The organism is Streptomyces sp. NBC_00122, assembly GCF_045160845.1.
Classification (GTDB): Bacteria; Actinomycetota; Actinomycetes; order Streptomycetales; family Streptomycetaceae; genus Streptomyces.
Window position 1 is genome coordinate 5,677,985 of the sequence record NZ_CP108191.1, and the last position, 26,710, is coordinate 5,704,694.

Annotated in this window: 21 protein-coding genes, 1 tRNA gene and 2 pseudogenes; 9 read left to right on the forward strand and 15 right to left on the reverse strand. The window is 73.4% G+C overall.

The window, feature by feature from the left end:
* Positions 1-11 precede the first annotated feature (11 nt).
* Positions 12-1,805 carry an FAD-dependent oxidoreductase gene (locus OG737_RS26215; protein WP_328928652.1) on the reverse strand — a complete coding sequence of 598 codons (1,794 nt, stop codon included), beginning with the start codon at positions 1,803-1,805 and terminating at the stop codon, positions 12-14.
* A 197-nt stretch (positions 1,806-2,002) separates the two neighbouring features.
* Here OG737_RS26215 and OG737_RS26220 point away from each other — a divergent pair, with 197 nt between their 5' ends.
* Both OG737_RS26220 and OG737_RS26225 read left to right on the forward strand, forming a co-directional pair.
* Positions 2,003-2,308, forward strand: coding sequence for a 4a-hydroxytetrahydrobiopterin dehydratase (locus OG737_RS26220; RefSeq protein WP_328928653.1), 306 nt, complete (start codon positions 2,003-2,005; stop codon positions 2,306-2,308).
* The gene (locus OG737_RS26225; RefSeq protein ID WP_405677621.1) at positions 2,308-3,060 is read left to right on the forward strand and encodes a class I SAM-dependent methyltransferase; all 753 of its coding nucleotides are present in this window, start codon (positions 2,308-2,310) and stop codon (positions 3,058-3,060) included. Before OG737_RS26220 ends, OG737_RS26225 begins: the two co-directional genes overlap by 1 nt.
* A gap of 22 nt (positions 3,061-3,082) precedes the next feature.
* On the opposite strand, the gene OG737_RS26230 is transcribed toward OG737_RS26225, so the two are convergent.
* The 9 genes and pseudogenes from OG737_RS26230 to OG737_RS26270 form a co-directional block, all read right to left on the reverse strand.
* Positions 3,083-3,694, reverse strand: a complete 612-nt coding sequence (locus OG737_RS26230; protein ID WP_328928654.1) for a hypothetical protein — start codon at positions 3,692-3,694, stop codon at positions 3,083-3,085.
* A gap of 110 nt (positions 3,695-3,804) precedes the next feature.
* Positions 3,805-4,230 carry an RICIN domain-containing protein gene (locus tag OG737_RS26235; RefSeq protein ID WP_405922057.1) on the reverse strand — a complete coding sequence of 142 codons (426 nt, stop codon included), beginning with the start codon at positions 4,228-4,230 and terminating at the stop codon, positions 3,805-3,807.
* A gap of 53 nt (positions 4,231-4,283) precedes the next feature.
* Positions 4,284-5,090, reverse strand: a complete 807-nt coding sequence (locus OG737_RS26240; RefSeq protein WP_405681323.1) for an aldo/keto reductase — start codon at positions 5,088-5,090, stop codon at positions 4,284-4,286.
* A 144-nt stretch (positions 5,091-5,234) separates the two neighbouring features.
* Entirely contained in the window at positions 5,235-5,465 is a 231-nt protein-coding gene (locus OG737_RS26245) for a hypothetical protein (protein WP_405922449.1), read from the reverse strand.
* A gap of 18 nt (positions 5,466-5,483) precedes the next feature.
* Positions 5,484-6,023: pseudogene (locus OG737_RS26250) on the reverse strand (ATP-binding cassette domain-containing protein); the annotation flags it as partial.
* Positions 6,020-8,734, reverse strand: coding sequence for an ABC transporter permease subunit (locus tag OG737_RS26255; protein ID WP_405677616.1), 2,715 nt, complete (start codon positions 8,732-8,734; stop codon positions 6,020-6,022). The gene OG737_RS26255 and the pseudogene OG737_RS26250, both read right to left, overlap by 4 nt.
* 15 nt (positions 8,735-8,749) lie before the next feature.
* Positions 8,750-10,018 carry an ABC transporter substrate-binding protein gene (locus OG737_RS26260; RefSeq protein WP_405677614.1) on the reverse strand — a complete coding sequence of 423 codons (1,269 nt, stop codon included), beginning with the start codon at positions 10,016-10,018 and terminating at the stop codon, positions 8,750-8,752.
* Between the two features lie 114 nt (positions 10,019-10,132).
* On the reverse strand, positions 10,133-11,956 hold the full coding sequence (locus tag OG737_RS26265) for an AMP-dependent synthetase/ligase (protein WP_405677612.1): 1,824 nt from the start codon (positions 11,954-11,956) through the stop codon (positions 10,133-10,135).
* Positions 11,957-12,074: 118 nt separating this feature from the next.
* Positions 12,075-12,926 (reverse strand): LysR substrate-binding domain-containing protein, encoded by an 852-nt coding sequence (locus tag OG737_RS26270; protein WP_405922058.1) that lies wholly within the window; start codon positions 12,924-12,926, stop codon positions 12,075-12,077.
* A gap of 110 nt (positions 12,927-13,036) precedes the next feature.
* Between OG737_RS26270 and OG737_RS26275 the strand changes: the two genes are divergently transcribed.
* Together OG737_RS26275 and OG737_RS26280 are read left to right on the forward strand one after the other, a co-directional pair.
* Positions 13,037-14,101, forward strand: coding sequence for a bile acid:sodium symporter family protein (locus tag OG737_RS26275; RefSeq protein WP_405922450.1), 1,065 nt, complete (start codon positions 13,037-13,039; stop codon positions 14,099-14,101).
* Positions 14,102-14,110: 9 nt separating this feature from the next.
* Positions 14,111-14,542, forward strand: a complete 432-nt coding sequence (locus OG737_RS26280) for a (2Fe-2S) ferredoxin domain-containing protein (protein WP_328928661.1) — start codon at positions 14,111-14,113, stop codon at positions 14,540-14,542.
* A 37-nt stretch (positions 14,543-14,579) separates the two neighbouring features.
* Here OG737_RS26280 and fdhD read toward each other — a convergent pair whose 3' ends face one another.
* Entirely contained in the window at positions 14,580-15,422 is an 843-nt protein-coding gene (gene fdhD, locus OG737_RS26285) for a formate dehydrogenase accessory sulfurtransferase FdhD (protein ID WP_328928662.1), read from the reverse strand.
* Positions 15,423-15,649: 227 nt separating this feature from the next.
* On the opposite strand from fdhD, the gene OG737_RS26290 reads away from it, so the two are divergent.
* From OG737_RS26290 to OG737_RS26300, 3 genes are all read left to right on the forward strand, one after another.
* Positions 15,650-16,591, forward strand: a complete 942-nt coding sequence (locus tag OG737_RS26290) for a beta-ketoacyl-ACP synthase III (RefSeq protein ID WP_328928663.1) — start codon at positions 15,650-15,652, stop codon at positions 16,589-16,591.
* A 192-nt stretch (positions 16,592-16,783) separates the two neighbouring features.
* Positions 16,784-16,868: transfer RNA gene (locus OG737_RS26295), tRNA-Leu, on the forward strand.
* 241 nt (positions 16,869-17,109) lie between these two features.
* Entirely contained in the window at positions 17,110-18,699 is a 1,590-nt protein-coding gene (locus tag OG737_RS26300; RefSeq protein ID WP_405922451.1) for a protein kinase domain-containing protein, read from the forward strand.
* 409 nt (positions 18,700-19,108) lie between these two features.
* Here the strand turns inward: OG737_RS26300 and OG737_RS26305 are convergent.
* Together OG737_RS26305 and OG737_RS26310 are read right to left on the reverse strand one after the other, a co-directional pair.
* Positions 19,109-19,828: pseudogene (locus OG737_RS26305) on the reverse strand (IclR family transcriptional regulator C-terminal domain-containing protein); the annotation flags it as partial.
* 830 nt (positions 19,829-20,658) lie between these two features.
* Complete coding sequence (locus OG737_RS26310; protein WP_405922059.1) at positions 20,659-21,291, reverse strand: sigma factor-like helix-turn-helix DNA-binding protein; 633 nt, start codon at positions 21,289-21,291, stop codon at positions 20,659-20,661.
* Positions 21,292-21,710: 419 nt separating this feature from the next.
* On the opposite strand from OG737_RS26310, the gene metG reads away from it, so the two are divergent.
* Positions 21,711-23,426, forward strand: a complete 1,716-nt coding sequence (gene metG / locus OG737_RS26315; RefSeq protein ID WP_405922060.1) for a methionine--tRNA ligase — start codon at positions 21,711-21,713, stop codon at positions 23,424-23,426.
* A 146-nt stretch (positions 23,427-23,572) separates the two neighbouring features.
* Complete coding sequence (locus tag OG737_RS26320) at positions 23,573-24,772, forward strand: glycosyltransferase 87 family protein (RefSeq protein WP_405922061.1); 1,200 nt, start codon at positions 23,573-23,575, stop codon at positions 24,770-24,772.
* Here the strand turns inward: OG737_RS26320 and OG737_RS26325 are convergent.
* Both OG737_RS26325 and OG737_RS26330 read right to left on the reverse strand, forming a co-directional pair.
* Positions 24,769-25,428: a response regulator gene (locus OG737_RS26325; protein WP_405922062.1), complete on the reverse strand. Its 660-nt coding sequence runs from the start codon at positions 25,426-25,428 to the stop codon at positions 24,769-24,771. The two genes, OG737_RS26320 and OG737_RS26325, sit on opposite strands and share 4 nt — an antisense overlap.
* Positions 25,416-26,663, reverse strand: a complete 1,248-nt coding sequence (locus OG737_RS26330; RefSeq protein ID WP_328930484.1) for a sensor domain-containing protein — start codon at positions 26,661-26,663, stop codon at positions 25,416-25,418. The genes OG737_RS26325 and OG737_RS26330 overlap by 13 nt, the downstream gene beginning before the upstream one ends.
* Positions 26,664-26,710: the final 47 nt, after the last annotated feature.

Genomic DNA, 26,710 nt, shown 5'->3' on the forward strand with positions numbered 1-26,710 from the left:
GTCCAGACAGGTCACCCCAGGTCGAAGACGTTCCGCAGTCCGAGACGGTAACGCCACAGGTCGTGGCGCCTGGCGGACTCGGCCTCCGGCGCCCGGTACAGCGGCCGGACCACGCACCGGGCGGCCTTCGAGCCGTCCCGGTCCAGCAGGGAGTTGACGGCGGCCCGGGCCGAGGCGTTCGCGCCCTCCATCGTCGCCAGGTCGATGTCGACCGCCACGTAGTCCCCGCTGAGGAAGAAGTTGGGGATGCGGGTGCCCGCGCTCGGCCGGTTGTGGAAGGTGCCGGTCGGGTGGATCAGCAGCTCGTCCTGGTTGGTGGGGTTCGGGGTGCCGAGCCCGTCCACGCCCGGGTCCAGGAACCAGGAGTGCAGCGCGGAGTCGCGCAGCAGGATCTTCCCGGTGTCGTTGAGGGAGGCCTTCAGCTGTGCCCACACCTCGCGCGCCACCTCCTCGCGGGTGCACTGCTTGGCGGTCTTCCCGTACAGGATCCCGGGTTTGTCCCACTCCGAGACGTCCACCGACAGGCAGTCGACGGCGGCGCCGTCGCCGTAGTCGGCGGGGAAGTCCCGGGACGGCCAGTGCTCGGCCTGCTGGATGGCCGTCAGTGACCAGGGCGAGTCGATGCAGTTGAGGTGGCCGTGCACCAGCGGGGCCCGCTCGGTGAGGTAGAACTGGATCCCGGTCATCCAGTCGGTCACCAGCCTGTCGCAGCGCCCCAGCATCGGATCGGCCGCCCGCAGCGCCGTGCTCCAGGTGCGCCGGGCGTGCTCGACGGGCAGGGCGCAGACGTAGTGGTCGGCGGTGACGGTCTGCCGCGCGCCGGACGGGTCCAGGACGGCGACCCCGCTCACCCGGCCGTTCCCGTACTGCACCTCGCGCACGGTCCAGCCGATCCTGAACTCGACGCCGAGGGAGCGCAGATGCGCCTCCCAGGGGTCGATCCAGGCTTCGTTGGTGGGCAGGTTGAGGATCCGGTCGGGCGGGCCGTCCGCGCCGCGGCCGAGCAGGTTGAAGACGAAGGCCTCGCCGAGGGTGCCGACCGTACGGGTGGAGGCTTCCTCGGCCTTGGTGGCCACGATGTTGCGGGTGATGCCGACCGCGAGGATCCGCTGGTACTCGCTCGACATCTGCGCGGCGCGCACGAAGTCCCACCAAGGGGTGTGCTCCCAGACCTCGTCCCGCCGTTCGTCGCAGCTGGTGAGGAAGACGAGTACGCGGTCGACGAAGTACGCGGTCTCGTACGGCGGGAGCCGGACCAGCGACTGCAGGATCCCGCTGAGGGAGCGCCGGAGCTCGTCGGGCGTCAGCTGGGCGGGGGAGTGCTCCGGCCAGGGGATGGGCGCGCGCAGGTCCTCGCGGCCGCCCGCCCGGGCGAACATCATCTCGCGCGGGGCGACGAGGTTGTCCCACACGCCGTTCGCGTTCCCGGGGAAGGGGATGCGCCGCATGGTGTCGGGCAGGTTGTGGTAGATGCCGGGGATGAAGCGGAAGCCGTGCTCGGCGGGCAGCGGCCGGCGCGTGCCGCGGGCGCTGCCGGGTACGTCCATGCTGCGGGCCTTGCCGCCGAGCGCCCGGCGCTCGTACACCGTGACGGCGTAGCCGCGCTCGGCGAGTTCGTGGGCCGCGGTCATCCCGGCCACCCCGCCGCCGAGGACGGCGACGCGTCTGCCGTCCGGCGGGGTCGAGGCGGCGGCCGCTGCCGACGCGGGGGCCGCCAGGGCCCCGGTCGCCGACAGGGCGCCGGCGGTGGCCGCCGCGCCCGCGCCCGCGATGAACGTACGCCTGGAACCGCCTGTGCCCGCCATGGCGATGCCACCCCTTCGTTCCCTTGTTACCACTGGTAACGGTCACGTCCGGCGCAGGAGCATAAGGGGGGCCTGGCGGGTGTGGAAGGCGCGGAAAGTACCCGAGCGCACTATGGCGCGAAAGGTTCGCCCGGCGTGCACTGTGGGAACCTTGACTGCACGTCACGGGGAATTCCGCGCGAAGAAGGAGCCGGTGCATGCCGAGTGAGCCGCTGTCACAGAAGGAGATCGAGGACCGGTTGCGGGAACTCCCCGGCTGGGCCTTCGAGGACGACCGGATTTCCCGCACCTACCGGCTGGGCTCGCACTTCGCGGCGAGCGCCCTCGTCACCCACATCGCCAGCGTCCAGGAGGAGTTGAACCACCACTCCGACCTGACCCTCGGCTACAACACGGTGCGCCTGTCGGTGAACAGCCACGACGCGGGCGGCGTCGTGACAGCGAACGACTTCGAGCTCGCCGAACGGGTCGAATCCCTCGCCCCGGCGCACGGAGCGAACTGATGCCGATACCGCGTCCCCTGCTCGACTACGACGCGGAGGCCGAGGCCTACGACGCCACCCGCGGCGGCACCCCGCGCGCCGGGTCCGCCGCCGCGGCGGTCCTCGGCCTGCTCCCGGCCCACGCCCGCACCCTCCTCGACCTCGGCTGCGGCACGGGCATCGTCACGAGCCGGCTGACCCGCCCCGGCTTGCGCGTCCTGGGCGCGGACACCTCGCAGGGGATGGCCGCGATGGCGGCCCGCCGCGGCGTCCCGGCCGTCCTCGCCTCCGCCACCCGGCTGCCGGTGCGGCCCGGTTCGCTGGACGCGGTGAGCGCGGTGTGGCTGCTGCACCTGCTGCGGGAGCCGGGCGCGGTCGAAGCCGTCGTCGCCGAGGCGGGGCGGGTGCTGCGCCCCGGCGGGGTGTTCGTCACCACCGTCGACAAGGACGCCGCGCACGACGTCGGCAGCGACATCGACGCCGTGCTCGCACCGCATCTGACGGACCGCCCCGCGGACTCCTCGGACCGGGTGGCGGCGTACGCGGCGGGCGCGGGCCTGCGGCCGGCCGCCGAGACCCGCTTCACCGGCCACGGCCAGGGCCGCACCCCGCGTGGCTGCGCAGAGGCCCTGCTGGCGGGGCAGTACGCCTCACGCGTCAGCCCGCGCGGCATCACCCCACGGGAACTGGCCTCCCGTCTGGAGCTGCTGCCGGGCCCGGACGTTCCCCGGACGGAACCGACGTACCGCGTACGCAGTTTCGTACGCGCCTGACGGTTGCGGCCTTCACCTCAGGTCACGGGCAGTTCTCCTCGAACTTCACCGCGGTGAACGAGACGGGCTGACCCGTCAGCGGGGTACCGGCCGCAGGGCTCTGCGTGCACACCTTCCAGTTCGATTCCTGGAGCACCATGCGGCCCTGGGCGGCGTCCTTCACGGAGATGGAGGCGTTGGAGGGAAGAGCCCCGCGGACGACCTTGAGCGACTTACCGGCGAAGTCCGGCATGCTGCCGCCGGCCGCCGGCGGAGCACCGGCATCCTGGGCGGGGCAGCTCTCCTCCAGCTTCACGGAGCCGAAGTCGATGGTCGTGTCCGTGGAGACGGCGGCTCCGCCCGCCGGTGTCTGCGAGCAGACCTTCCAGTTCCGGTCCATGGCCTGGAGGCGCCCGCGGCCCAGTGCGTCATGGGACTTCAGCGAGTGGAACCCAGCGGCCTGGGCCTCGTCCTGTGCGGTCTGGAGTCCCTTGCCCACGAGGACGGGGAGGGTCGCCTTCTCGGCGCCGGAGCCGCCCGGAGCCGCGCCGGACGCGGCGGGGCCGCCGGGGGAGGGCGGCGTGACCTCCTGGCATCCCGTGAGGGCGAGCGTGCCCGCGAAGGCCAGCAGGGTGATGCTCCGGTGTGTGTGCATCTGCCCATGTTCGCGGGGCTGCTGACGCCCCGTGTGGTACGTGACGCATCTGTGACCGCGAAAGCCCCGCATTCGGCGGGGCTTTCGCGCCGTCGGCCGCCCGCGGCCGGTCAGACCGGCTCCAGGCGCCACCACTGCGACGCGGAGTCGGTGTCCTCGCCCTGCCGGGCGCGGCCCTCGGTGTCGGTCTCCAGCAGCAGGCCGCTGATGCACGCGACCAGGGACACCACGCCGGGATCGTCGAGGTGCTCCTCGACGATCCACTCCTGCGCGCCGAAGGCGTTGGCCCGCCACACCTGCACCCTGGCGCCGCTGTCCGTCGAGGCGTTGGCGACGTCGAGGCGCCGGTCGTTGTCCTCGCTCACCACATGGAAGATCCCGCCGCCGCTGTGGACCGGCGAGATCCGCCACCGGCGGGCGGCCACCGGTGCGGGCGGCCCGTCGGGGCCGACCCGCACCCGTGAGGCGCCCTCCAGCTGCAGCACCAGCCCACTGCCGGCGTTGCGGATCCGATAGACCCCTTCGGGGACGTTCACGCGTACGGTTCTCCCGGCTCTCTCAGCTCTCGGTTCTCGGTTCTCCCGGTCTCTCAGACGTCGAAGACGGCCGGGTCCGGACCGATCCGGCCGCCCGCCGGGCCCGCGCCCAGGGCGTCCAGCGCGGCGATGTCGGCGGCGTCCAGCTCGAATCCGAAGACGTCCGCGTTCTCCCGGATGCGCGCCGGGGTCACGGACTTCGGGATCACGACGGTGCCGTGCTGCAGGTGCCAGCGCAGCACCACCTGCGCGGCGCTGCGACCGTGCTTGGCGGCTATCTCGGCCACCGCCGGGAGCGTCAGCAGCTCCTTGCCCTGGCCCAGCGGGGACCAGGCCTCCGTGGCGATCCCGCGCTCGGCGTGCAGCGCGCGCAGCTCGGCCTGCGGGAACAGCGGGTGCAGCTCGATCTGGTTCACCGCCGGGACCAGCGTGCTCGTCGCCGCGAGCCGCTCCAGGTCCGCCGGGCGGAAGTTCGACACGCCGACCGCCTTGGCCCGGCCGCTCGCGGCGATCTCCTCGAACGTCTTCCAGATGGAGACGAAGTCCTCGCGCATCGGGCGCGGCCAGTGGATCAGGTACAGGTCGACGTAGTCGAGACCCAGCCTGCCGAGCGAGTCGTCGAAGGCGCGCAGCACCTCGCCGCGGCCCCACTTCCGCGACGGACCGTTCCACAGCTTGGTGGTGACGAACAGCTCCTCGCGCGCCACCCCGGAGGCGGTGACCGCCTTGCCGGTGCCCGCCTCGTTGCGGTAGACGGACGCCGTGTCGATGCTGCGGTAGCCCGCCTCCAGCGCGGCTCCGACGATCCGCTCCGCCTCCGCGTCCGGCACCTGCCAGACCCCGAATCCGAGCTGGGGCATGAGCGTGCCGTTGTTGAGCTTGACGGTGGGGATGGTGGGGACCTGGCTCACGTCTGGTTCGTTCCCTCGGGTCGGCGGTACCGCGTCGTACGAGGGGCCACAACCGGCCCCTCGTACGACGTATTCCCGCCTCCCGGGCGCGGTTCACGCCGCGCCGGGAGAGGTCCCGAGATAGGCCTCCCGTACGAGCGGGTCCGCCCGTACCTCGGCCGCCGTGCCCTCGGCGAGGACCGTCCCGAGGTCCAGTACGACCACCCGTGCGCACAGGTCCATCACGAAGGCCACGTTGTGCTCGACCAGCAGCACGGCGCAGCCCTCCTCCCGTGCCAGCCGCCGCACGACCGCCGCGAGCTGCTCGCGCTCGGGGGCCGACATGCCGGACGCCGGTTCGTCCAGCAGCAGCACCCGCGGCGGATCGGCCACCGCACGCGCCAGTTCCACCATCCGGGCCTGCCCGACCGGCAGCCCGCCGGCGTACGAGGCCCCGAGCGCCCCGATCCCGCAGTCGGCCAGGACCCGCTCGCCCCGCTCACGGCGTGCCCGCTCCCGGGCCCGCCGGGCCGGGAAGGCGAGGAGATCGGCGGCGAGGCCGCCCCCGCCACCCCGCCACTCCTGCGCCACGAGCACGTTGTCGGCCACGCTGAGCTGGCCGAACAGCTGCTGGCGCTGGAAGGTCCGGCGCATCCCGTGCCGCGCCCGCCAGACCGGGGAGCGACGGGTGATGTCCACCCCGTCCAGCACCATCCGCCCCTGGTCCGGCCGCCGGATCCCGGACAGGACGTCGAAGAGCGTGGTCTTCCCGGCCCCGTTCGGCCCGATCAGCCCGCACACCTCGCCCGCCCGGATTCCTAGATCCACCCCGGTCAGCGCCCTGACACCGCCGAACCGCACGCTGACGCCGCTCGCCCGGAGCACGTACCCGCCGCCGCTCATGTCGCCATCCCCAGATAGGCCTCGGTGAGCCGGTCCGCCTCCACCTCGGCCCGCGGGCCGCACCAGGAGACCCTGCCCTGGGAGAGGTAGGCGACGGTGTCCGCGATCCCGAGGACCTCGGCCGCCTTCTCCTCCACCAGCAGCAGCGCGGTCCCGGCGTCGCGGAGCTCGGTGAGCAGCGCGTACACCTCCTCCACCACGCGCGGGGCCAGCCCGAGCGAGGGCTCGTCGGCGATCAGCACCTCCGGGGGCCGATGCAGCAGCGGCGCCAGCGCCAGCATCTGCTGCTCGCCGCCGGACAGGGCCCCCGCGGCCACCCCGCGCCGTTCGCCGAGCCGCGGGAACCGGTCGTAGACGGCGGCCCGGGCGTCGGCCTCCCCCAGGTACAGGGCCAGGTTCTCCTCGATGGTGAGCGACGGGAAGATCCCGCGCCCCTCGGGGGCGAGCAGCACCCCGGCCCGGGAGCGCCGCACGGCTCCGTCACGGGTCGCGTCCCGCCCGCGTACGAGGACCTCGCCGCCGGTGACGGCCAGCGACCCGGCGGCCACCCGGCAGGCGGTGCTCTTCCCGGCCCCGTTGGGCCCGAGCACGGCGAGTATCTCCCCCCTCCGCACGGCGAGGCCGACCCCGTGGAGCACGAGCCCCCCGTCGTATCCGGCGGTCACGGAGCGCAGCTCCAGCGCGGGCACGGACGCGGGCCGTGCGGCGTTCGAGCGCACCGGGCGCGCGGCGTCCGGCCGGGGGCCGGGGACGGAGCCCCCGGTTTCGGGAAGGGGCGGGGCGGGGGAGAGCTCGGCGGGGACCCGGGCCCGCCGCCGGGCGAGCCGCACCGGGACGGCCGCGCAGTACCCGTCCGGATCGTTGGCCAGGGCCAGCCCGGCAAGGCCGAAGAGGATCACCGGCAGATGGGCCGACGAGGTCACGTAGTCCGACAGCAGCCGCGGGGCGACGGCGAACACCAGCCCCGCCACCACCGCGTACTGCGGTCGCCGGACACCCGCCGCCACCACGACCGCCAGCCACACCAGCCCCGACATCGCCGTGAAGTCCGTCGCCGTGATCCGGGTGTTGAACGACGCGCACATCACGCCGCCGAAGCCGGCCAGCCCCGCCGACAGCGCGAACAGGACCAGCTTCGTGCGCAGTACGGACACGCCGGAGGCCATCGCGGCCGCCGGGGCCGACCGTACGGCCAGCATCGCCCGCCCCGACGGGGAGCCGCGCAGCGCGCTCAGCCCGGCGGCCACCACGGCGACCAGGACCACCAGGGCCACCCCCAGCGCCCGGTCGTCGGACAGGTCCACCGGCCCGAACACCGGCCGCGGGACCGACCATCCCGAGTCCCCGTTGCGCAGCCACCGCAACTGGAACAGCACCTGGTCGGCCAGGAACGCCAGCGCCAGCGTGGCCAGGGCCAGGGACCGCCCGCCGAGCCGCAGCGCCGGCAGCGCGACCAGCGCCCCCAGCAGGGCGGCGGCGCACGTACCCACCGCCAGCGCCGCCACGAACGGCCAGCCCCGGCTCATCAGCAGTCCGGCCACCAGCGCGGCCCCGGTCACGAACGTGGCCTGGGCCAGCGAAACCATCGACCCCAGCCCGGTCACCACGGTGAAGGACATGAACACCAGCGCGACGGCCAGCCCCTGGGCCAGCAGCCCGCTCCAGAACGGGGTGGTCACGGTGTAGAACGCCACGCACAGCAGCCCGGCGCCGCCTGCCCACACCCCCCACCGCCGCCCCCAGGAGGCCCCGGCCAGATGGTCCACCGGCGGTTCGTCCACGGCCGCGACACCCGCCGTCCGCGCCCGCCGGGTCAGTACCAGCAGGCCCCCGAACAGGATCAGGAAGGGCACCGCCGTACGGAACCCCGTGATGCCCTCGGCGAAGGACGCGTACCCGGCCACCAGGTTCTGCAGTACGCCGAGCCCCAGCCCGCCCGCGAAGGCGAGCGGCACGGACGCGAACCGCCCGATGACCGCCGCCGTCGCCGAGACGAACAGGAACAGGGTGAAGTCGTGCGCGGACAGCCCCAGCAGCGGCGTCGCCAGCACCCCCGCCAGCCCGGCCAGCGCCGACGCGATCATCCAGGCCACCGACGACAGCCGGTCCGCGCTGATCCCGCGCAACTCGGTCAGCGAGCGGTTGTCGACGGCCGCCCGCAGCCGCAGCCCCAGCCGGGTGTGCCGCATCAGCACCCACAGGGCCACCGCCACCACCGCCGTCGCCACCCAGGTGATCAGCTGGTCGGAGTCGATGCCGACGCCCTCCGCGAGCTGCCAGGACCTGGCCGGGCTCGGCCCGACGCCCGGCAGCCCGAACTGGTTCTCGGCGGGTTTCACCGGCGCGCCCGCGTCCGCCAGCAGCTCCACGGCCCACAGCCCGGCGGCCGGCAGGGCCACGAGCAGCCCGATCGTCGCCACGATCTGCGCCGTCTCGCCGACCCGCGCGAGCCGCCGGAACATCAGCCGGTCCAGCCCCCAGCCGAGACCGGGCGCAAGGAAGCACACCACCAGCAGCGCCGCCGGAACGGCCGGCCAGCCCAGGCCGGAGTGCAACTCGTAGAAGGCGAGTGCGCACAGGTAGGCGGTGGCCCCGTGCGCGAAGTTGAACAGCCCGGACGCCGAGTACGACAGCACCAGCCCGGTGGCGAGCAGTGCGTACAGAGCGCCGGAGACCAGGCCGCTCAGCACGAAGACGAGCAGATCCCCCATCGCGTCCCCCGATCCCTAGGTGAAGGGCACGGGTTCGTAGCACTTGAACGGGACGGCGACCTCGTACGTGCCGCCCTTCAGCCGTACGAGCGCCCCGCAGCCGAAGCTGTCCTTCTGCCCCTTGGGCTCCGCCCGGTCGCCGACGAGCGTGCCGGTGTCGGAGAAGTTCTGGGCGGCGGCCTGGAAGGACTCGACGGTCATGTCGCCGCCCGCCTTCCGTGCGATGGACACGAACAGGTCGGCCGCCATGTACCCGGTCATCATGTGCATGCTGAGCGGGACGTCCTGGCCTCCCGACGCGGCCTTCATGTCGGCCTTGAACTGGGCCATCTTCGGGCTGTCCGACTCGAAGGGCTCGAACTGCAGCAGCACGTACACCCCGTCGAGCGCCTGCTTGGTGGCGTCTTTCGCGAGCAGCCCGGGGTCGTAGTCGGTGGGGTCGGAGAGCAGCCCCTTGTAGCCGCTGCGCTTGAGCGCCGTGAACAGCCCGATGTTGTTGGGGGTCTGCATGACGGAGACCACGGCGTCCGGCGCCTTGCCGCCGTTGCTCTCCAGGATCTCCTTCACGTACGCGGACCAGTCGCTCGGCACGGCGGTGGCGGGAACGGAGGCCTTGGCGTAGGAGACCGTGAAACCGGCGCTGGTGAAGCCCTGCTGGAAGGTCCGGATGCCGAACTTCCCGGCGTCGCTGTCGTTCGCGATGACCGCGACGGACTTGCCCCGGGCGCCGCCGAGGACCGCGGCGATGCCTTCGGGCCAGGTCTGGTTGAGGGTGCCGCCGGGGGTGGGGACCAGGCAGCCGTTGAAGCCGTAGATGTACTTGGGCCCGCAGAAGGAGGGCAGCGTGCCCCAGCCGAAGGTGGGGACCTTCTCCTGCTCCAGGAAGTCGGCGCCCGAGAAGGTCACCGAGCTCATCGGGGCGACCGCGAAGACCTTGTCCTGCTGGACGAGTTTGCGGGCGGCCGCCATGTTCTTCGCGGGGTCCTGGCCGTCGTCCTCCGCGCCGAGGTAGTCGATCTTGCGGCCGTTGACGCCCCCCTCGGCGTTGGCTCTCAGGTACCGGGCCTTGGCGCCGAGGTCGGTGTCCTTCTTGCTGTAACCGCTCGCGCTGGTCATCGACACGATGCCGCCGACCTTGACCGAGTCGGCGGTCAGCCCGCGGCGGCTCCCGGGCGTGTCCCCCGCCCCGCCCTTGGCGTTGCCGTTCGTGGAGGCGGAGTTGCAGGCGGAGACGAGCGCGAGGGCCGCCGCCGCGACGGCCAGGGTGCGGATCGGTCGCAACATCTGGAGATCCCCTCCGGTCGAATCCCCGCATTCTGTGCGTGACCTGACGGATCGTCAATATCAATGACAAGGGTGAAGTGATGAACCGTCAGGTGCGATCGGGGAGGGGAGCGCTCACGACTGGTAGAGGGCCGCGACCTCCGTCGCGTACGCCTTCTCGATCGCCCGGCGCTTGAGTTTCAGGGAAGGGGTCAGCAGCCCCCGCTCCTCCGTGAACTGCTCCCCGAGCACCCGGAAGGTGCGGATCGACTCCGCCTGCGAGACCAGGGTGTTGGCGGCCACGACCGCCCGGCGGACCTCCGCCGTCAGGTCCGCGTCGTGCACCAGGTCCGCCGCGGGCCGCTGCGCCAGGCCGCGCATCGACAGCCAGTGGGCGATCCCCTCCGCGTCCAGGGTGATCAGGGCCGCGATGTACGGCCGGTCGTTGCCCACCAGTACGCACTGTGACACCAGCGGGTGCGAGCGGACCCGCTCCTCCAGCGCGGCCGGCTGGACGCTCTTGCCGTTGGAGGTCACCAGGATCTCCTTCTTGCGGCCGGTGATGATGAGGTAGCCGTCCTCGTCCAGCCGCCCCAGGTCCCCGGTCGCCAGCCACCCGCCGCGCAGGACCGCGTCGGTGGCGGGCGGGTCGTTGAGGTACCCGGCGAAGACGTGGCCGCCGTGCAGCCAGACCTCCCCGTCCTCCGCGATGTGCACCGTGCCGCCGGGGATCGGCGGGCCTACCGTGCCGTACTTCGTCGCCCCCGGCGGATTCGCGGTGGCCGCCGCGGACGACTCGGTCAGGCCGTACCCCTCGAAGATCGTGATCCCGGCGCCGTCGAAGAACAGCCCGAGGCGGCGCGACATCGCGGACCCGCCCGACATGGCGTGCCGTACGCGGCCGCCCATCGCCTCGCGGACCTTGCCGTACACGAGCTTCTCGAAGAGCTGGTGCTCCATCCGCAGCCCGGCCGAGGGGCCGGGGCCGGTGCCGAAGGACTTCTCCTCGCGCGCCTCCGCGTACCGCACGGCCGTCTCCACCGCCCGGTCGAAGGCGCCCGTACGCCCCTCCGCCTCGGCCTTGCGCCGCGCGGCCGCGAAGACCTTCTCGAAGACGTACGGGACCCCGAGCACGAAGGTCGGCCGGAACGCGGCCAGGTCCGGCAGCAGCTCGGCCGCCGCCAGTACGGGCTGGTGCCCGAGCTTGACCCGGGCGCGGACGGCGGCCACCTCCACCATCCGCCCGAAGACGTGCGCCAGTGGCAGGAAGAGCAGGGTGGACGGCTGCTCGCCGGGACCGGCCTGGAAGACGGACTCCCAGCGGCTCGCCATGGTGTCGGCCTCGAACATGAAATTGCCGTGGGTGAGGACGCAGCCCTTGGGGCGGCCGGTGGTGCCCGAGGTGTAGATGACGGTGGCGACCGCGTCCGGGGTCACGGCGCCGCGGTGGCGGTGCACGACGTCCTCGGCGACCCCGCGGCCGTCGGCGACGATGCCGTCCACGGCCCCCGCGTCGAGCTGCCACAGCAGGCGCAGGAGGGGAAGCCGGTCGATGACCGAACCCACCGTCATGGCCTGGTCCTCGTTCTCGACGACGCAGGCCGTGCAGGCGGAGTCGGCCAGGATCCAGTGCACCTGCTCGGCGGAGGAGGTCGGGTAGACGGGGACCGGCTGGGCGCCGATCGCCCACAGGGCGAAGTCGAAGAGGGTCCACTCGTACCGGGTACGGGACATGACGGCGACCCGGTCGCCGAACCGTACGCCCTGGGCCAGCAGGCCCTTGGCGAGCGCGAGCACCTCGGCGGCGAGTTCGGCGGAGGTCACGTCCCGCCAGACCCCTTCCGTCTTGCGGCCCAGCACCACCCGGTCCGGTTCCTCGCGCGCATGCCGGAAGACGACGTCGGCCAGACCGCCGACGGGCGCGTCGGTGACGACGGGTGGGACGGTGATCTCGCGCAAGGGTCCCGCTCCTCTCCGTGCGGCGCGGCGACGCTACCCCACGTCGCAGGGCAGTTGATCAGCCCGCGGATACCTCCACAAGACCTCCTCAGCGACCTTCTCGGCGGCCGGGCCGCGGTCAGGCCGTGCGGCTGAGGCGGTCCGCGCCCGAGAGGACCGCCGAGGCCAGGGCTTCGGCGGGAGCCGAGGCCCGGGACCCGCGCACGAGGGCGAACTCGACCGGCCCGAGCTCCGGCAGCCCGCCGACCCGGACCAGTCCCGGCGGGATCAGCCCGCGGGTGTGCGCCATCACGCCCAGCCCGGCCCGGGCCGCCGCGATCAGACCGCTCAGGCTGCCGCTCGTACAGGCGATCCGCCACGCCCGGCCGTCACGCTCCAGCACCTCCAGCGCCCGCGCCCTGGTGATCCCCGGAGGCGGGAAGACGATCAGCGGAACCGGGCGCTCCGGGTCCACCCGCAGTCCTTCCGCCCCGATCCACACCATCCGGTCCCGCCACACCAGGCGGCCCCGCTCGTCCCCCGGCCCCCGCCGCTTCGCCAGCACCAGGTCCAGGCGTCCCGCGTCCAGCCGTTCGTGCAGCGTGCCCGAGAGCTCCACCGACAGCTCCAGGTCCACCTCGGGATGCTCGTGCCGGAACCCCTCCAGAATCTCCGGCAGCCGCGTCAGCACGAAGTCCTCCGAAGCCCCGAAGCGCAGCCGCCCGCGCAGCCGGGTCCCCGTGAAGAAGGCCGCCGCCCGTTCGTGCGCCTCCAGGATCGTGCGCGCGAAGCCCAGCAGCGCCTCGCCGTCCTCCGTCAGCTCCACGCTGTGCGTGTCCCGGACGAACAGCGGCCGCCCGGTCGCCGCCTCCAGCCTCCGCACGTGCTGGCTGACGGTGGACTGCCGTACGCCGAGCCGCCCGGCGGCCTGGGTGAAGCTCAGCGTCTGGGCCACCGTGAGGAACGTACGCAGCTGGACAGGGTCGTACATACCGCCCATGCTAGCCACGCTCATCGGGATGCGTGATGACAGTGAGTGCGGTGTGCGGGTTTCCCGATCACCACCCCGCCACCGAGCATGAACGAGTGAGCACCCTGCACATGCGCCGCCGCCTGCGCCGCCCGCACCTCCCCGCCCGGCTGCCCGTCGACCCGTACGTACTGGCCCTCCTCGGCACCGTCGGCCTCGCCGCCCTGCTCCCCGCCCGCGGCCAGGCCGCCACCGTCGCCGACGGGGCCGCCACCGCGGCCGTGGCCCTGCTCTTCTTCCTCTACGGAGCCAGGCTCTCCACCCGCGAGGCCCTCGACGGCCTGCGCCACTGGCGGCTGCACCTCACCGTGCTCGTCTGCACCTTCCTCCTCTTCCCCCTCCTCGGCCTCGCCGCCCGAGGCCTCGTCCCCACCCTCCTCACGCCCCCGCTCTACAGCGGCCTGCTCTTCCTCTGTCTGGTCCCCTCGACCATCCAGTCCTCCATCGCCTTCACCTCGATCGCCCGCGGCAACGTCCCGGCCGCGATCTGCGCAGGCTCCTTCTCCAGCCTCGCCGGCATCGTCCTCACCCCGCTGCTCGCCGCGGCCCTGCTCGGGAGCAGCGCGGGCGGCTTCTCCCCCGACTCCCTCCTCAAGATCGTTCTCCAGCTGCTGCTGCCCTTCCTCCTCGGACAGCTCCTGCGCCGCTGGGTCGGCGGCTTCCTCGTGCGCAACAGGCAGGTGCTGGGCCGCGTCGACCGCGGCTCGATCCTGCTCGTCGTCTACGCCGCCTTCAGCGCGGGCATGGCCGCCGGCATCTGGCACCAGGTGAGCGTCCCGCGCCTCGGCGCCCTGCTGGCGGTGGAGGCCGTACTGCTCGCCGTGATGCTCCTCGTCAGCTGGTACGGGGCCAGGCGCCTCGGCTTCGGCCGCGCGGACCGCATCGCCATCCAGTTCGCCGGGTCGAAGAAGAGCCTCGCCGCCGGACTCCCCATGGCCAGCGTGCTGTTCGGGGCCCAGGCCGGTCTCGCCGTGCTCCCGCTCATGCTGTTCCACCAGATGCAGCTCATGGTCTGCGCGGTCCTCGCCCGCCGCCGCGCCGCACAGACGGAGCCGGCCGGGCACGGTGAACTCCCCACCGGTCGTGTGGCGGAGGTCTCGTCGGCGGTCCAACACCCCTCCGTGCGGGCCCGGTAACGTTCGGCGGTGACCTGGATACGCCCGCTCGCCGCCCACGCCGAACGCCCCTGCACCCTGGTGGTCTGCCGCGGCTGCTGCTGCGGTGACCCCCGCAAGAACCCCGGCTCCGACCACGCCGGCCAGCTCGCCCGGCTGCGCGAGGCCGCCGAGGCCTCCGGGGGCCGCCTGGCCGTCCGTACGAGCGACTGCCTCGGCCCCTGCGCCCAGGCCAACGTCATCGTGGTCCAGCCCACCACCGAGGCCCGCCGCCGCGGCGCCCGCGCCGCCTGGTTCGGGTGGGCCCTGGACGACACCGCGACCGACGAGATCATCGCCTGGGCCGAATCCGGCGGCCCGGGCACCACCCCGGTCCCGCCCACCCTCGACCTCCACCGCATCGAGCCGCCCGAGCCCGAGCGGGCCCCGAACTCCACCCGCCGCGGCCGCCGGGGCCGCTAAGTGGCCTCGGGGACGTGCCCTACTTCCCCGAGGCCGCTTAGGGCCTGTCGTCCTGGCGGGTGATCCGCTCCTCGCCCGCGTAGATGTTCATGTTCGGGCCCCGCAGGAAGCCGACCAGGGTCAGTCCCGAGTCCAGGGCCAGGTCCACCGCCAGCGAGGACGGCGCCGAGACCGCCGCCAGCACCGGGATGCCCGCCATCACGGCCTTCTGGGCCAGCTCGAAGGAGGCCCGGCCGGACACCAGCAGGACCGCTCCGGCCAGCGGGAGCCGGCCCGCCTGGAGCGCCCGCCCGACGATCTTGTCGACCGCGTTGTGCCGGCCCACGTCCTCGCGTACGTCGAGCAGCTCGCCCTCCGCCGTGAACAGCCCGGCCGCGTGCAGTCCGCCCGTGCGGTCGAAGACCTTCTGGGCCGCGCGCAGCCGGTCCGGCAGCTCGCCGAGGAGATCCGCGGAGATCCGTACCGGGTCGGCGGCCGTCCCCGGGAAGCGGGTCGCCGTACGGACCGCGTCCAGGCTGGCCTTGCCGCACAGGCCGCAGGAGGAGGTGGTGTAGACGTTCCGCTCCAGTGTGATGTCCGGCACCGGGACCCCGGCCGCCAGCTGCACGTTGACCACGTTGTAGGTGTTCGACCCGTCTTCGGTGGCGCCCTCGCAGTAGGTGACGGCCTGGACGTCCGCCGCGGAGGCGAGCACGCCCTCGCTCACGAGGAAGCCCACCGCCAGGGCGAAGTCGTCGCCCGGGGTCCGCATCGTGATCGCCAGCGGCTTGCCGTTCAGCCGTATCTCCAGCGGCTCCTCGGCGACCAGCGTGTCCGGACGGACCCCGGCCACGCCGTTCCGGATCCGGACGACGCGGCGGCGCTCGGTGACCCGTCCCATGGTGATCAGCCCACCCCTTCAGTTCCTGCCGTGCATCCGTCCGAATCCGGCTGCATCCGACAACTTCATTGTCGCGGTTCCGCTTCCCACAGCGTCCCCGGCAGGTGGATCCTCGGGAATCTCCAAATTCCGGTGCCGGAATCCTGTCGGGTCACACGCACACGTACCCATCAGTAGCAGGCAAAGCTGGGTGATCCTGCACTTCCGTACAAAGGGGGACCCCGCCCATGACCGGTTCACGCGTGGTGGCGCTAGGGCACTACCAGCCCGCGAGAGTGCTCACCAACGAGGACCTCGCGGCCATGGTCGACACCACGGACGAGTGGATCCGGTCCCGGGTCGGCATCAAGACGCGCCACATCGCGGGGCCGGACGAACCGGTCGACGAGCTGGCCTTCCACGCCGCGGGCAAGGCCCTGGCCGGCGCCGGCCTGACCCCGGACGACATCGACCTCGTCCTGGTCGCCACCTCCACCGCGATCGACCGCTCGCCCAACATGGCCGCCCGCGTGGCCGCCAAGCTGGGCATGGGCGGCAGCCCCGCCGTGATGGACCTCAACGTCGTCTGCTCGGGCTTCACGCACGCCCTGGCCACCGCGGACCACGCGATCCGGGCCGGCTCCGCCACCCGCGCCCTGGTCATCGGCGCCGACAAGATGGCCGAGATCACCGACTGGAGCGACCGCACCACCTGCGTGCTCACCGGTGACGGCGCGGGCGCGGCCGTGGTCGAGGCCAGCGAGGAGCCGGGCATCGGGCCGGTGCTGTGGGGTTCGGTCCCCGAGATGGGCAACGCCGTCCGGATCGAGGGCTCGCCGCCGGTCTTCGCGCAGGAGGGCCAGTCCGTGTACCGCTGGACCACCAGCCAGCTCCCGCCGCTCGCCCGCAAGGTGTGCGAGAAGGCCGGGGTCCTCCCCGAGGAGCTGGCCGGGGTCGTCCTGCACCAGGCGAACCTGCGGATCATCGAGCCGCTCGCCGCCAAGATCGGCGCCGTCAACGCGGTCGTCGCCCGCGATGTCGTCGACTCCGGCAACACCTCGGCTGCCAGCATCCCGATGGCGCTGTCCAAGCTGGTGCAGCGCGGCGAGATCCCGACCGGCGCTCCCGTCCTGCTCTTCGGCTTCGGCGGCAACCTCTCCTACGCGGGGCAGGTCATCCACTGCCCGTGACCCCGGCGGCGCGTGCCCGGTGACGTACCCGACGGCCGCAGCGAGACGATCCGTCTCGCTGCGGCCGTCGGTGCATGCGTGCAGGTCAGCACGGCGTTGCGGACGGCGGCCGGTCGGATAAGTGGTCGGAGCCCCGCCGATCCTTTGCTATTGTTGTCCATGTCGCCGCGGGAAACCGGGGCCGACCACCTAGTCCGGGTGGCGGAATGGCAGACGCGCTAGCTTGAGGTGCTAGTGCCCTTTATCGGGCGTGGGGGTTCAAGTCCCCCCTCGGACACAGATCGGCGAGGGCCGTGACTCCAGGAGTCACGGCCCTCGCCGTTTGCGTTGCGCCGCGGGCGCCGCGGGCGCCGCGAGCGCGCCGGGCCTCCCGGCGGAACGGCCATGGCCGGATCCGTATCTGCGGCATCATGGTCTTGGAACGGGCCAGGGGGAGCAACGTGTCGCAGGACGAACCACGCAACAGCATCGCGATCGTCGGGCGCTACCGGCTTGAGAAGCGGCTGGGCAGGGGCGGCATGGGCACCGTCTGGCGGGCCTCCGACGAACTGCTCGGACGCTCCGTCGCCGTCAAGGAACTCCACGTGGGGGACGGTACGCAGTCCGCGGGCGCCCTGCGTGAGGCGCGTACGGTGGCGCAGATCAAGCACCCCCACGTCGTCGTGGTCCACGACGTCGTGGAGCAGGACGGGCACCCGTACATCGTCATGGAACTCGTCGAAGGCAGCTCGCTCGCCGACCGGCTCGCCGCCGACGGTCCGCTGGACCACGGCGAGACCGCCCGCACGGGGCTCGCCCTGCTCGGCGCCCTGAGCGCGGCACACGCCCGCGGAGTGCTCCACCGGGACATCAAGCCGGCCAACGTGCTGATGGAAGCGGGAACCGGCCGGGTGGTGCTCACCGACTTCGGCATCGCCCGCCTCGCCGGCTCCACCACCATCAGTGAGACCGGGGCCTTCATCGGCTCACCCGAGTACACCTCGCCCGAGCGGATGCAGGGCGCCGCCGCAGGCCCCGCATCCGACCTGTGGTCCCTCGGCGTGCTGCTGTGTGCCGCATTGACCGGCGAGTCGCCCTTCCACCGCGATTCGCTCGGCGGAGTCCTGCACGCCGTCGTGTCCGCCGAGATCCGGCCGCCGGCTCAGGCGGGGCCGCTGCTGCCACTGATCCAGGGTCTGCTGGAACGCGACCCGGAGCGGCGGCTGGGGGCGGCGGAGGCCGAGCGGCTGCTGTCGGCGTACGTGACCACCGGCGCCGTCCCGCTGCTCGACCGGCCCCTCGGCCCGAACCCGACGGCGGGGACCGCCACCGAGGCCCCGACCACTCCCCACCCGCCCGGCTACTCGCCGACCGAGCGCGTAGGCCGGCCCGGCGACCGCGCGCCGGGACCGGCCGGGAAGTTCCGGCCGTCCGTTCGCCTCGGGCTGCTCGCGGCCCTCGTCGTGGCGGCCGTCGCGGGCGGAGTGAGCGCGGCGTCCCTGCTCGGCGATCGTACGGACGGCCGGGCGCAGGAGCCTGCGCGGAGCGCCACCGCCTCACCCGCCACCGCCTCACCCACCCCTGCCTCACCGGCCACCGCCTCACCCGCCACCGACAAGGCCGTCGCGCAGTCCCCGGCGGCGTCGCCGCCCGCGCCCGGGAGCGCCGCGTCCGCCAAGCCCGTGCCCCCCGGGTACCGGACCGTCACCGACGTACAGGGCTTCTCCCTCGCCGTGCCGAAGGGTTTCCAGCGCACCACCGACGACCAGCGGGTCTTCTACGTCTCCGAGGACGGGGCGATCCGGATCGGCATCAAGGTGAAGCCGTCTGCGCCCGGCGGCCCGCTCGCCGCGATGCGGCTCTCGGACGCCGAGGGCCCGGCCACCAACCCCGGGTTCCGCGACCACTCGGTCGTCGCGACGACGCACAACGGACTGCCCGCCGCGCTGTGGGAGTTCACCTGGGACGGCTTCACCCGTGCCGAAGGCGCCCGGCACACCTTCGACCTCTGCTGGGACGAGAACGGCCTCCTGCACGACGTCTGGGTGTCCGCTCCCGTCAGCCGGCTCGCCGAGGCCAGGAGCCACTTCGACGCGGCCCTGGACTCCTTCGTCCCCGGCGGGTCCTGATCACGGCGCCGGGCACCCCGGCCCGGCCGCCTCACGTGCCCAGCACCACCAGGCCCCTCGGGGCGGTCAGGGTGCCCGGGGCGACCTGGGTGAAGGTGTGGGGGAGGGACAGGCACGGCCGGCCGGTGTCCGGGAGGGCGTCGAAGAGGTAGGCCGCCGCGGACGTGGTGTCGCTGACCAGGTGGGGGCCGCCGGCCGAGGCCGTGGTGTCCGTGAGCGGGGTGCGGAACAGGCGCCGGAGGTGACGCAGGGTCTCCGGGGTGAGGGGGGCCCGCGTCGGCCGGGGCGGGCACTGCGGCTCCCGCTCCGGCCGCGTGGACGCGGAAGGGTACGGGGGCTCGGCGGCGGCGGTGGTCTCGGGCTCGGACGGGTTCGGGGCAGCCGGCGTGTCCGGGGGGATCTCACCCGTCAGGAGCAGGGCGAGGAGCACCGGAACGGCCTTGCGGCGCAAGGCCTCGGTGGCCGAGTGCAGGCGAGGGGCATGGACCGCGGGCAGGGACAGCGCGAGGCTCCCGGCGGCGTCGCCGGTGGCGATCGGCACCGCCGAGCAGACGACCCCCGGCGAGTACTCCAGCAGGTCGAAGACGGGCGCGCCCGGGGCCAACGCGTCCAGCGCGGTGAACAGGGCCCGGCTGTCGGTGATGGTCCGCGGAGTCAGCCGCGCGGGCCGGTGCCGGGCCACGTGGTCGGCCCTGCGGTCGTGGTCGAGCTGGGTCAGCAGGCACTTGCCGACCGCGCTGGCGTGCGCGGCGGCCCGGAAGTCCACCCACTCCCGCACCGGCGGGGTCCCGGGACCGTCCGCCATCTGCGTGATCCGGACCTCGCCCTCCGCGTACCGGCTCAGGTACACCGCCGCGCCCGCGCTGTCCCGGGCCAGTGCCAGCGTGCGCTGGAGCTGGCCCGCCAGGCCGCTGCCGCCGGGGGCCGCGAGCCGGTCCAGGGCCGGTCCGCGCGCGTACACCCCCGTGCCGGGGCGGTACGCGTACTCCTCCTCGCACAGCATCGACAGCAGGGGACCGAGTTCTTCCTCGGCGAGCCCCGACTTCCGGGCGAGCTGGGCGGCCCGCACCCCCAGGGGATGCCGCTCCAGGACCTGTACGACGGCCAGCGCGCGCCGGGCCTCCGACAGGGCCTGGCCGGTCCCGGCCTGGACGACGGTCCCGCGGGCCGCCGCCGTCAGCGCCGGGTGGCGCAGCGGGCCGGGCGCGAGGCGCGGTACGGGAACGGCCGCCGGCGCTGCTGCCATGGGGGCCACGGCGCCGGTGACCGCGGCCGCCGACGGCTGGAACGCGGCCAGTATCCCGGGCAGCCCGGGCCTGGGCAGCGGCACCGGTCCCAGGTCGGCATCGTCGAGCTGGTCGACGTACCGCAGGACGGCCGCCTGCGCGCACAGCCGCACCTCCCGCAGATCCCGCCGGCCGGCGGGCCGGAAGCCGCGACGGCCCAGTTCGCGCGCCCAGTGCCGGGCGTCGTGGTACTCACCGCGGCGGGAGTGGTCGAGGAAGAGGCAGTACGCGGCATCGGCGGTCCCCGGACCGGCCCAGCCCGCGGCGAACTGCCACCAGAACCGGGCGCCTTCGCGCAGCCCGGCCAGGTACAGCAGAGAGCCGAAGACGACCGCGCCGGCCAGGTCGGTGTGCCGGGAGGCGAGGAAGGAGACGAGCTGCGCCTCGGCCTTCGGGGCGCACACGGAGGCCAGGCAGGCGGCCTTGAGGTCGCGGCGGGCGCGTTCGGCGTCGAGCGGGCAGTCGCGCGCCGGGTCGCTCCAGCCGGACGCGGACCGGCGCCGGGCGCGGTGGCCGGCGGCGGGTGCCGGCGGGGTGGCGCGCAGCAGCCGGGCCTCGGCCGCGCCCAGGTCGTAGTGCGGGTAGCGGTCGCGGACGCCCGCCCGGGCGAGGAACTCGGCCAGGGCGCGGGGGGCTCCGCCGCCGTCCTGCGGCTGCTGCCGTTCGCGGTGCCTCATGATTCGGCTGATTCGTCTGATCCGGCGGACTCGGCGGACTTGGCGGACTCGGTGTATTCGGGTGGGTCGACGGAGGCGTCGAGGAGCCGGGCGAGGCGCCGGTTGGCCTGGCCGAGGTACGAGCGGACCGTGGCCTCGTCGACGCCCATCACGGAGGCGGCCTCGCCGGGGGAGCACTGGAGCCCGTACCGCAGCAGTACGGCGTCGCGCTGCCGCTCGGCGAGCCGGGACACGGCGGAGTAGAAGCGGATGGTGTCGGTCAGCACCTCGTACCGGTCGGCGTGGGCGTCCTTGAGGGCGGCTTCGAAGGCGCTGATGTCCATCGGCCGGGGCTGCCGCTGCCAGGGGTGGCGCGGCCGCAGCCGCCGGTCGGCCAGGCAGTGCTTGAGCAGGGTCCACGCGTAGGCGTCCAGGCGGTCCATGTGGAGCATCCGGAGCCACTCGCCCATGATCGAGTCGAAGGTGGCGTCAACGGCCTGCTCGGCCGCCGTGTCGGAACCGAGCTGCAGGTACGCGAAGCGCATGTACGCGGGTCGCCGATTGGCGTGGAAGGCCCAGTACGAAAGGCGCGCCGTCGGGCTCCACTGGCTCATCGGTGTCGGCCGCCGGCGCCGGCTCGGCAGCCCCACGGCCCCTCCGGACTCCTCCGGTCCGCCATCGCTCACCGTTCCACCCCATCCCCTGTGCGCGGTGTACAGGAAAGCAGCGAGGGCGCATTCGGAGGGCGCATAGAAGAAACCTGGGAACAATGCGTCGGCGATGATCGACTCGTGATCGATGTCGACCGCACGGCGGTCCAGCCGGCACGTATGCATATGACCGCCGCCCGTGCCGTCCGGCCGACGGTCGGGTGCGCGGCGGACCGGCTGTAGCATGGGCCCGATCGCGAGGGCCGTGACGAAGAGGTCACTGTCCTCGCTTTTGCGTTACTCCCACCCATGAACAAATGCGGCGCGTGGCCTTTCGGCGGTTCGATACGATGAACCTCATTCACAGTCCGTCACGTCACGTCACGTGGTACCGCACATATGAAATGGAGCATCCGAGGATGGCTCGACACCTGATCACCAGCGCGCTTCCGTACATCAACGGGATCAAGCACCTGGGCAACATGGTCGGGTCGATGCTTCCGGCGGATGTGTACTCCCGGTACCTCCGCCAGCGCGGCCACGACGTCCTCTACATCTGCGCCACCGACGAGCACGGCACCCCCGCCGAGCTCGCCGCCAAGGAGGCCGGCATCTCGGTCGCCGAGTTCTGCGCGCAGGCCCACGACGCCCAGAAGGCGGTCTACGACGGCTTCGAGCTGTCCTTCGACTACTTCGGCCGCAGCTCCTCCGCGCAGAACCGCGAGATCACCCAGCACTTCGCCCGCAAGCTCCAGGCGAACGGCTTCATCGAGGAGCGGGCGATCCGGCAGGTCTACTCGCCGGTCGACGGCCGCTTCCTGCCGGACCGCTACGTCGAGGGCACCTGCCCGCACTGCGGCTACGACAAGGCCCGCGGCGACCAGTGCGAGAACTGCACCCGCGTCCTGGACCCCACGGACCTGATCGAGCCCCGCTCGGCCATCTCCGGCTCCACCGAGCTGGAGGTCCGCGAGACCAAGCACCTCTTCCTGCTGCAGTCCAAGCTCCAGCACGAGGTCGAGGCCTGGGTCGCGCAGCACGAGGCGGAGTGGCCGCAGCTGGCGTCCTCCATCGCCCGCAAGTGGCTGACCGAGGGCCTGCACGACCGCGCCATCACCCGTGACCTCGACTGGGGCGTCCCGGTTCCGGCCGACACCTGGCCCGAGCTGGCCGCCGAGGGCAAGGTCTTCTACGTCTGGTTCGACGCGCCGATCGAGTACATCGGCTCGACCAAGGAGTGGTCGGACCTGGACCCGGCGAACCGCGACTACAAGTCGTGGTGGTACGAGGCCGAGGACGTCCGCTACACCCAGTTCATGGCCAAGGACAACGTCCCGTTCCACACGGTGATGTTCCCCGCCACCGAGCTGGCCACCCGCGAGCCGTGGAAGAAGGTCGACTACGTCAAGGCCTTCAACTGGCTGACGTACTACGGCGGCAAGTTCTCCACCTCGCAGAAGCGCGGCGTCTTCACCGACCAGGCGCTGGAGATCCTCCCGGCCGACTTCTGGCGCTACTTCCTCATCGCGAACGCGCCCGAGTCCGACGACTCGTCCTTCACGTGGGAGCACTTCGCCGCCACGGTCAACAAGGACCTCGGCGGCACCCTCGGCAACTTCGTCAACCGCGTACTGACCTTCTCCCGCAAGAAGTTCGGCGACGAGGTCCCCGCCGGCAGCCCCGCCGGCGAGGTCGAGGCGAAGCTGGGCGAGCAGATCGCCGAGCTGCTGGCCGAGTACGAGGGCCACATGGAGTCGCTCCAGTACCGCAAGGCCGCGGCCGCGCTGCGCGCCCTGTGGTCGGCCGGAAACGCGTACCTCGACGAGAAGGCCCCCTGGCTGGAGGTCAAGACCGACCTGGAGGGCGCGGCGCTCACCCTGCGCACCGCGATGAACCTGATCCACCTCTACTCGGTGGTCTCCGAGCCGTTCATCCCGGCCTCGGCGCGCGCCATGCGCTCCGCCTTCGACCTCGCCGGCGACACGGCGACGTGGATCACCCCGGAGCAGGCCAAGTCCCTGGACGCGGTCCCTGCCGGCACGCCGTTCACGGTGCCGCCGGTGCTGTTCGCGCGGGTCACCGAGGAGGACCTGGAGTCCTACCGCGAGCGGTTCGGCGGTTCGCCGGAGGCGTGAGGCCCGGCGTGACAACTGCGTGAGGGGCGCGACCGGTTGACGGTCGCGCCCCTTTCGCGTGCCTGCCGGGTGGTAGGGAAAACCCCACCGCGAAGTGTCCACCTGGGCGTGCAGACCCGACGGGACCGCGCGGCTGGAATGGACCCATGACCCTTTCCCGTACCGCCCGGTGTACCGCGGGCTGGCTCCTCGCGGCCGCCTGGGCGCTGTCCTTCCCGCTCCTGTCCTCGCTGGGGCCGCACCGGCTGTGGGGCTGGTGCGCGGCCGCCGGGTACCTCGGCGCCGCCGGAGCCACCGCCCTCGGCCACCGCCGCGCGGCGCTCACCGCCGCTCTGCTCGGCGCCGTCGCCGTACCGCTCCTGTGGCTGGCCCTGACCGGGCAGGGGCAGTCGGAGGTGACGGTCGTCGAACGGTCCGGGCGGCTCCTGCTGGAGTCCGGCCGACTCTACGTCGACCAGCCCGTGCGGGTCGAGGAGTACACGCCGTACCTGCCGGGCATGGCGCTGCTCGGCATCCCGCGCGCGCTGCTCGGCGGCGGAGACGGCTGGGCCGCCCGGCTGCTGGGCGACGCCCGTATCTGGTGCGCGGCGGCCCTGTTCGGCGGCCTGTGGGCCGGCCGACGGCTGCTCGGCGCGACCCGGCCGGCGCTGCTTCCCGTACTGGTGGCCTCGCCGGTGGTGGCGCTGCCCCTCGCGGTGAGCGGGGTGGACCTGCCGCTGGCCGGGCTGTGCTGCCTGGCCCTCTCGGCCGCCGGAGCCGGGCGGCCGGTCCTGGCGGGGGCGGCCCTCGCCGGGGCGTGCGCCCTGAAGTGGACGGCGCTGCCCGCGGTGGCGGTGGCGGTGGCCCTGCTCGCGGCCTGCCGGGGCCGGCGGGCGGCGGTGCGCTGCGGGCTGGCCGCGGCCGGCGGGACGGCCCTGCTGGTCCTGCCGAGCGCGCTGCTCCAGCCGGGCGAGCTGTGGCGCCAGGTGTTCGCCTTTCCCACCGGGCGCGCGGAGGTCGCGACGCCGGCGAGCAGCCCGCTGCCCGGCCACCTGCTGGCCGAACTCGGCCAGTGGGGCTGGTACGCGGCAGTGGGTCTGCTGATGCTGGGAGGCGTCGCGGTGGCCGTGTCGCTGCTGGTCCGGCCGCCGCGCACGGTGGTGGCGGCGGCCGACCGCCTCGCGATCGGCCTCACGACGGCCTTCCTGCTGGCCCCGGCGGGCCGCTTCGGCTACCTGGCGCTGCCGGTGCTGCTGACCGTCTGGGCCCGCTCGGTGGAGCCCTCCGGTCGCGCCCGGACCCCGGCTGCCTCCCGCGTCGTGGCCGGCTCCCGCCCGGCGCGGACGGTGGTGACGCCCACGCGTTAGCCGGTCTCGGCCCCGCGCAGATGGGCCAGGACCGCCAGCACCCGGCGGTTGCCCTCCGTGGCGTCCAGGTCGAGCTTCGTGAAGATGCTGGAGGCGTGCTTGACCACGGCGGCCTCGGAGATGAAGAGCCGGCCCGCCAGGGCCTGGTTGTTGAGGCCCTCCGCCATCAGGGTCAGGACCTCCCGCTCGCGCGGGGTGAGGCGGGCCAGCGGGCGGTCCTGCGATCGGCTGCCGAGCAGGACCCGCACCACCTCGGGGTCGATGACCGTCTGCCCCTCCGCGACGCGCCGCAGGGCGTCGAGGAACTCGGTGACCTCGCCCACCCGGTCCTTGAGCAGATAGCCGAGTCCGGCCGCCGAGGCGCCCGTGAACAGCTGGGTCGCGTACGCCGTGGCCACGTACTGCGAGAGCACGAGCACGGGCAACGAGGCGTCACGGGAGCGGAGTTCGAGCGCGGCCCGCAGCCCCTCGTCGCGGAATCCCGGCGGCATCCGTACATCGGTGACCACGGCGTCCGGCCGCTCCGCCGCCACGGCCCGCACGAGTTCGTCCGCGTCGCCGACGGCGGCGAGGACCTGGTGGCCGCCGCGGGTGAGCAGTTCCGCCAGCCCCGCGCGCAGCAGGACGGAGTCCTCGGCGAGGATCAGCCGGAGCACGGGACCTCCACACGGAGTTCGGTCGGTCCGCCCACCGGACTGGACACCACCAGCCTGCCCTTCAACATCGCCACCCTGTCCGCGAGACCCGCCAGGCCCGCTCCCGCGCCGGGATCGGCCCCGCCGCGGCCGTCGTCGGTGACGCAGAGAGTGAGCCGGTCGTTCTCGACCCTACCGGCGACGGCCACGCACGTGGCGCCGCTGTGCTTCGCGGCGTTGGCCAGCGCCTCCGTGACGGTGAAGTACGCCGTGATCTCCACGGAGTCGGCCAGCCGCGGTACGTCGAGGTCCACGGTCACCGGTACGGGATGCCGCAGCGCCACCTCGGCCACGGCGGCCGCGAGCCCGTGGTCGGTGAGCACCTGCGGGTGGATGCCCCGTACGAGGTCGCGCAGTTGCTCCAGCGCCACCTTGGCCTCGCCGCGGCCCCGGGCCACCAGCGCGGCGGCGCCCGCGGCCCCGGGAAGTCCGCGCAGCTCCATCTCGGCGAGGCCCAGGGTCATGCTGAGCGCGACCAGCTGCTGCTGCGCCCCGTCGTGCAGATCCCGCTCGATGCGCCGCCGTTCGGCTTCGAAGGCGTCGACCAGGCGCACCCGGGAGCGGGTGAGTTCCAGTACCCGGGCGTCCTCCTCGCGCGGCCCGAGCAGCAGACGGACGGTCTTCACCTGCGCCCCGGTGAGCAGGGCTCCCGCGTACGCCGCCACGACCAGCCCGATCAGTCCCGCCGCCGTGCCGCCCAGGGCCTCCAGCGGGCCGGAGACGGCCCTGCCGGGGATCAGCATCACCGGCTCCGGGGCGAGGGCCCAGACGACGACCGGGCTCGCGACCAGGATCAGGGAGAACGCGAGCAGCGCGACCACCCCGAAGCCCGCCGCCCCGAAGACCGGCCCGAGCAGGACGGCGTACCCGAACTCCCGCCGGGTGGCCCGCTCCTTCAGCCGTGTCCGCAGCCAGGCCGCGGGGCCCGCCCCGGCGAGGGAGGTGTGCGGATCGCCGACCGGCACCGGATCGACCCACCGCAGCCGCCATCGCTCCAGCGCCCCGAGCGGTACCGCGCCGGAAGCGGCGCAGAGCAGGAGCAGCAGCCCGATCCCGGCCACGGCCAGTACCACGCCCAGCCCGACGAGGACCACGAGCGCGACCAGTACGGCGTATCCGAGGGTGGATCCGGCCGCCAGATACCCCCAGCACCGCCAGGGCCACCACGAGCCGAGGAACCGCAGGGGCCGCCGCATCACCGCCCAGACGGCGACCGGGGCCTGGTCGGCCGGGCTCTGGAGGG

Bases quoted from the DNA above. Each gene is read 5' to 3' on its own strand.
- OG737_RS26230 (WP_328928654.1), bottom strand. From the start codon at position 3,694: ATGCACACACACCGGAGCATCACCCTGCTGGCCTTCGCGGGCACGCTC.
- OG737_RS26330 (WP_328930484.1), bottom strand. From the start codon at position 26,663: ATGCGGCGGCCCCTGCGGTTCCTCGGCTCGTGGTGGCCCTGGCGGTGC.
- OG737_RS26270 (WP_405922058.1), bottom strand. From the start codon at position 12,926: ATGTACGACCCTGTCCAGCTGCGTACGTTCCTCACGGTGGCCCAGACG.
- OG737_RS26245 (WP_405922449.1), bottom strand. From the start codon at position 5,465: ATGTCGGCCCCCGAGCGCGAGCAGCTCGCGGCGGTCGTGCGGCGGCTG.
- OG737_RS26275 (WP_405922450.1), top strand. From the start codon at position 13,037: ATGCGCCGCCGCCTGCGCCGCCCGCACCTCCCCGCCCGGCTGCCCGTC.
- fdhD (WP_328928662.1), bottom strand. From the start codon at position 15,422: ATGGGACGGGTCACCGAGCGCCGCCGCGTCGTCCGGATCCGGAACGGC.
- OG737_RS26240 (WP_405681323.1), bottom strand. From the start codon at position 5,090: ATGCCCCAGCTCGGATTCGGGGTCTGGCAGGTGCCGGACGCGGAGGCG.
- OG737_RS26215 (WP_328928652.1), bottom strand. From the start codon at position 1,805: ATGGCGGGCACAGGCGGTTCCAGGCGTACGTTCATCGCGGGCGCGGGC.
- OG737_RS26255 (WP_405677616.1), bottom strand. From the start codon at position 8,734: ATGGGGGATCTGCTCGTCTTCGTGCTGAGCGGCCTGGTCTCCGGCGCT.
- metG (WP_405922060.1), top strand. From the start codon at position 21,711: ATGGCTCGACACCTGATCACCAGCGCGCTTCCGTACATCAACGGGATC.
- OG737_RS26225 (WP_405677621.1), top strand. From the start codon at position 2,308: ATGCCGATACCGCGTCCCCTGCTCGACTACGACGCGGAGGCCGAGGCC.
- OG737_RS26220 (WP_328928653.1), top strand. From the start codon at position 2,003: ATGCCGAGTGAGCCGCTGTCACAGAAGGAGATCGAGGACCGGTTGCGG.
- OG737_RS26300 (WP_405922451.1), top strand. From the start codon at position 17,110: ATGGGCACCGTCTGGCGGGCCTCCGACGAACTGCTCGGACGCTCCGTC.
- OG737_RS26290 (WP_328928663.1), top strand. From the start codon at position 15,650: ATGACCGGTTCACGCGTGGTGGCGCTAGGGCACTACCAGCCCGCGAGA.
- OG737_RS26260 (WP_405677614.1), bottom strand. From the start codon at position 10,018: ATGTTGCGACCGATCCGCACCCTGGCCGTCGCGGCGGCGGCCCTCGCG.
- OG737_RS26320 (WP_405922061.1), top strand. From the start codon at position 23,573: ATGACCCTTTCCCGTACCGCCCGGTGTACCGCGGGCTGGCTCCTCGCG.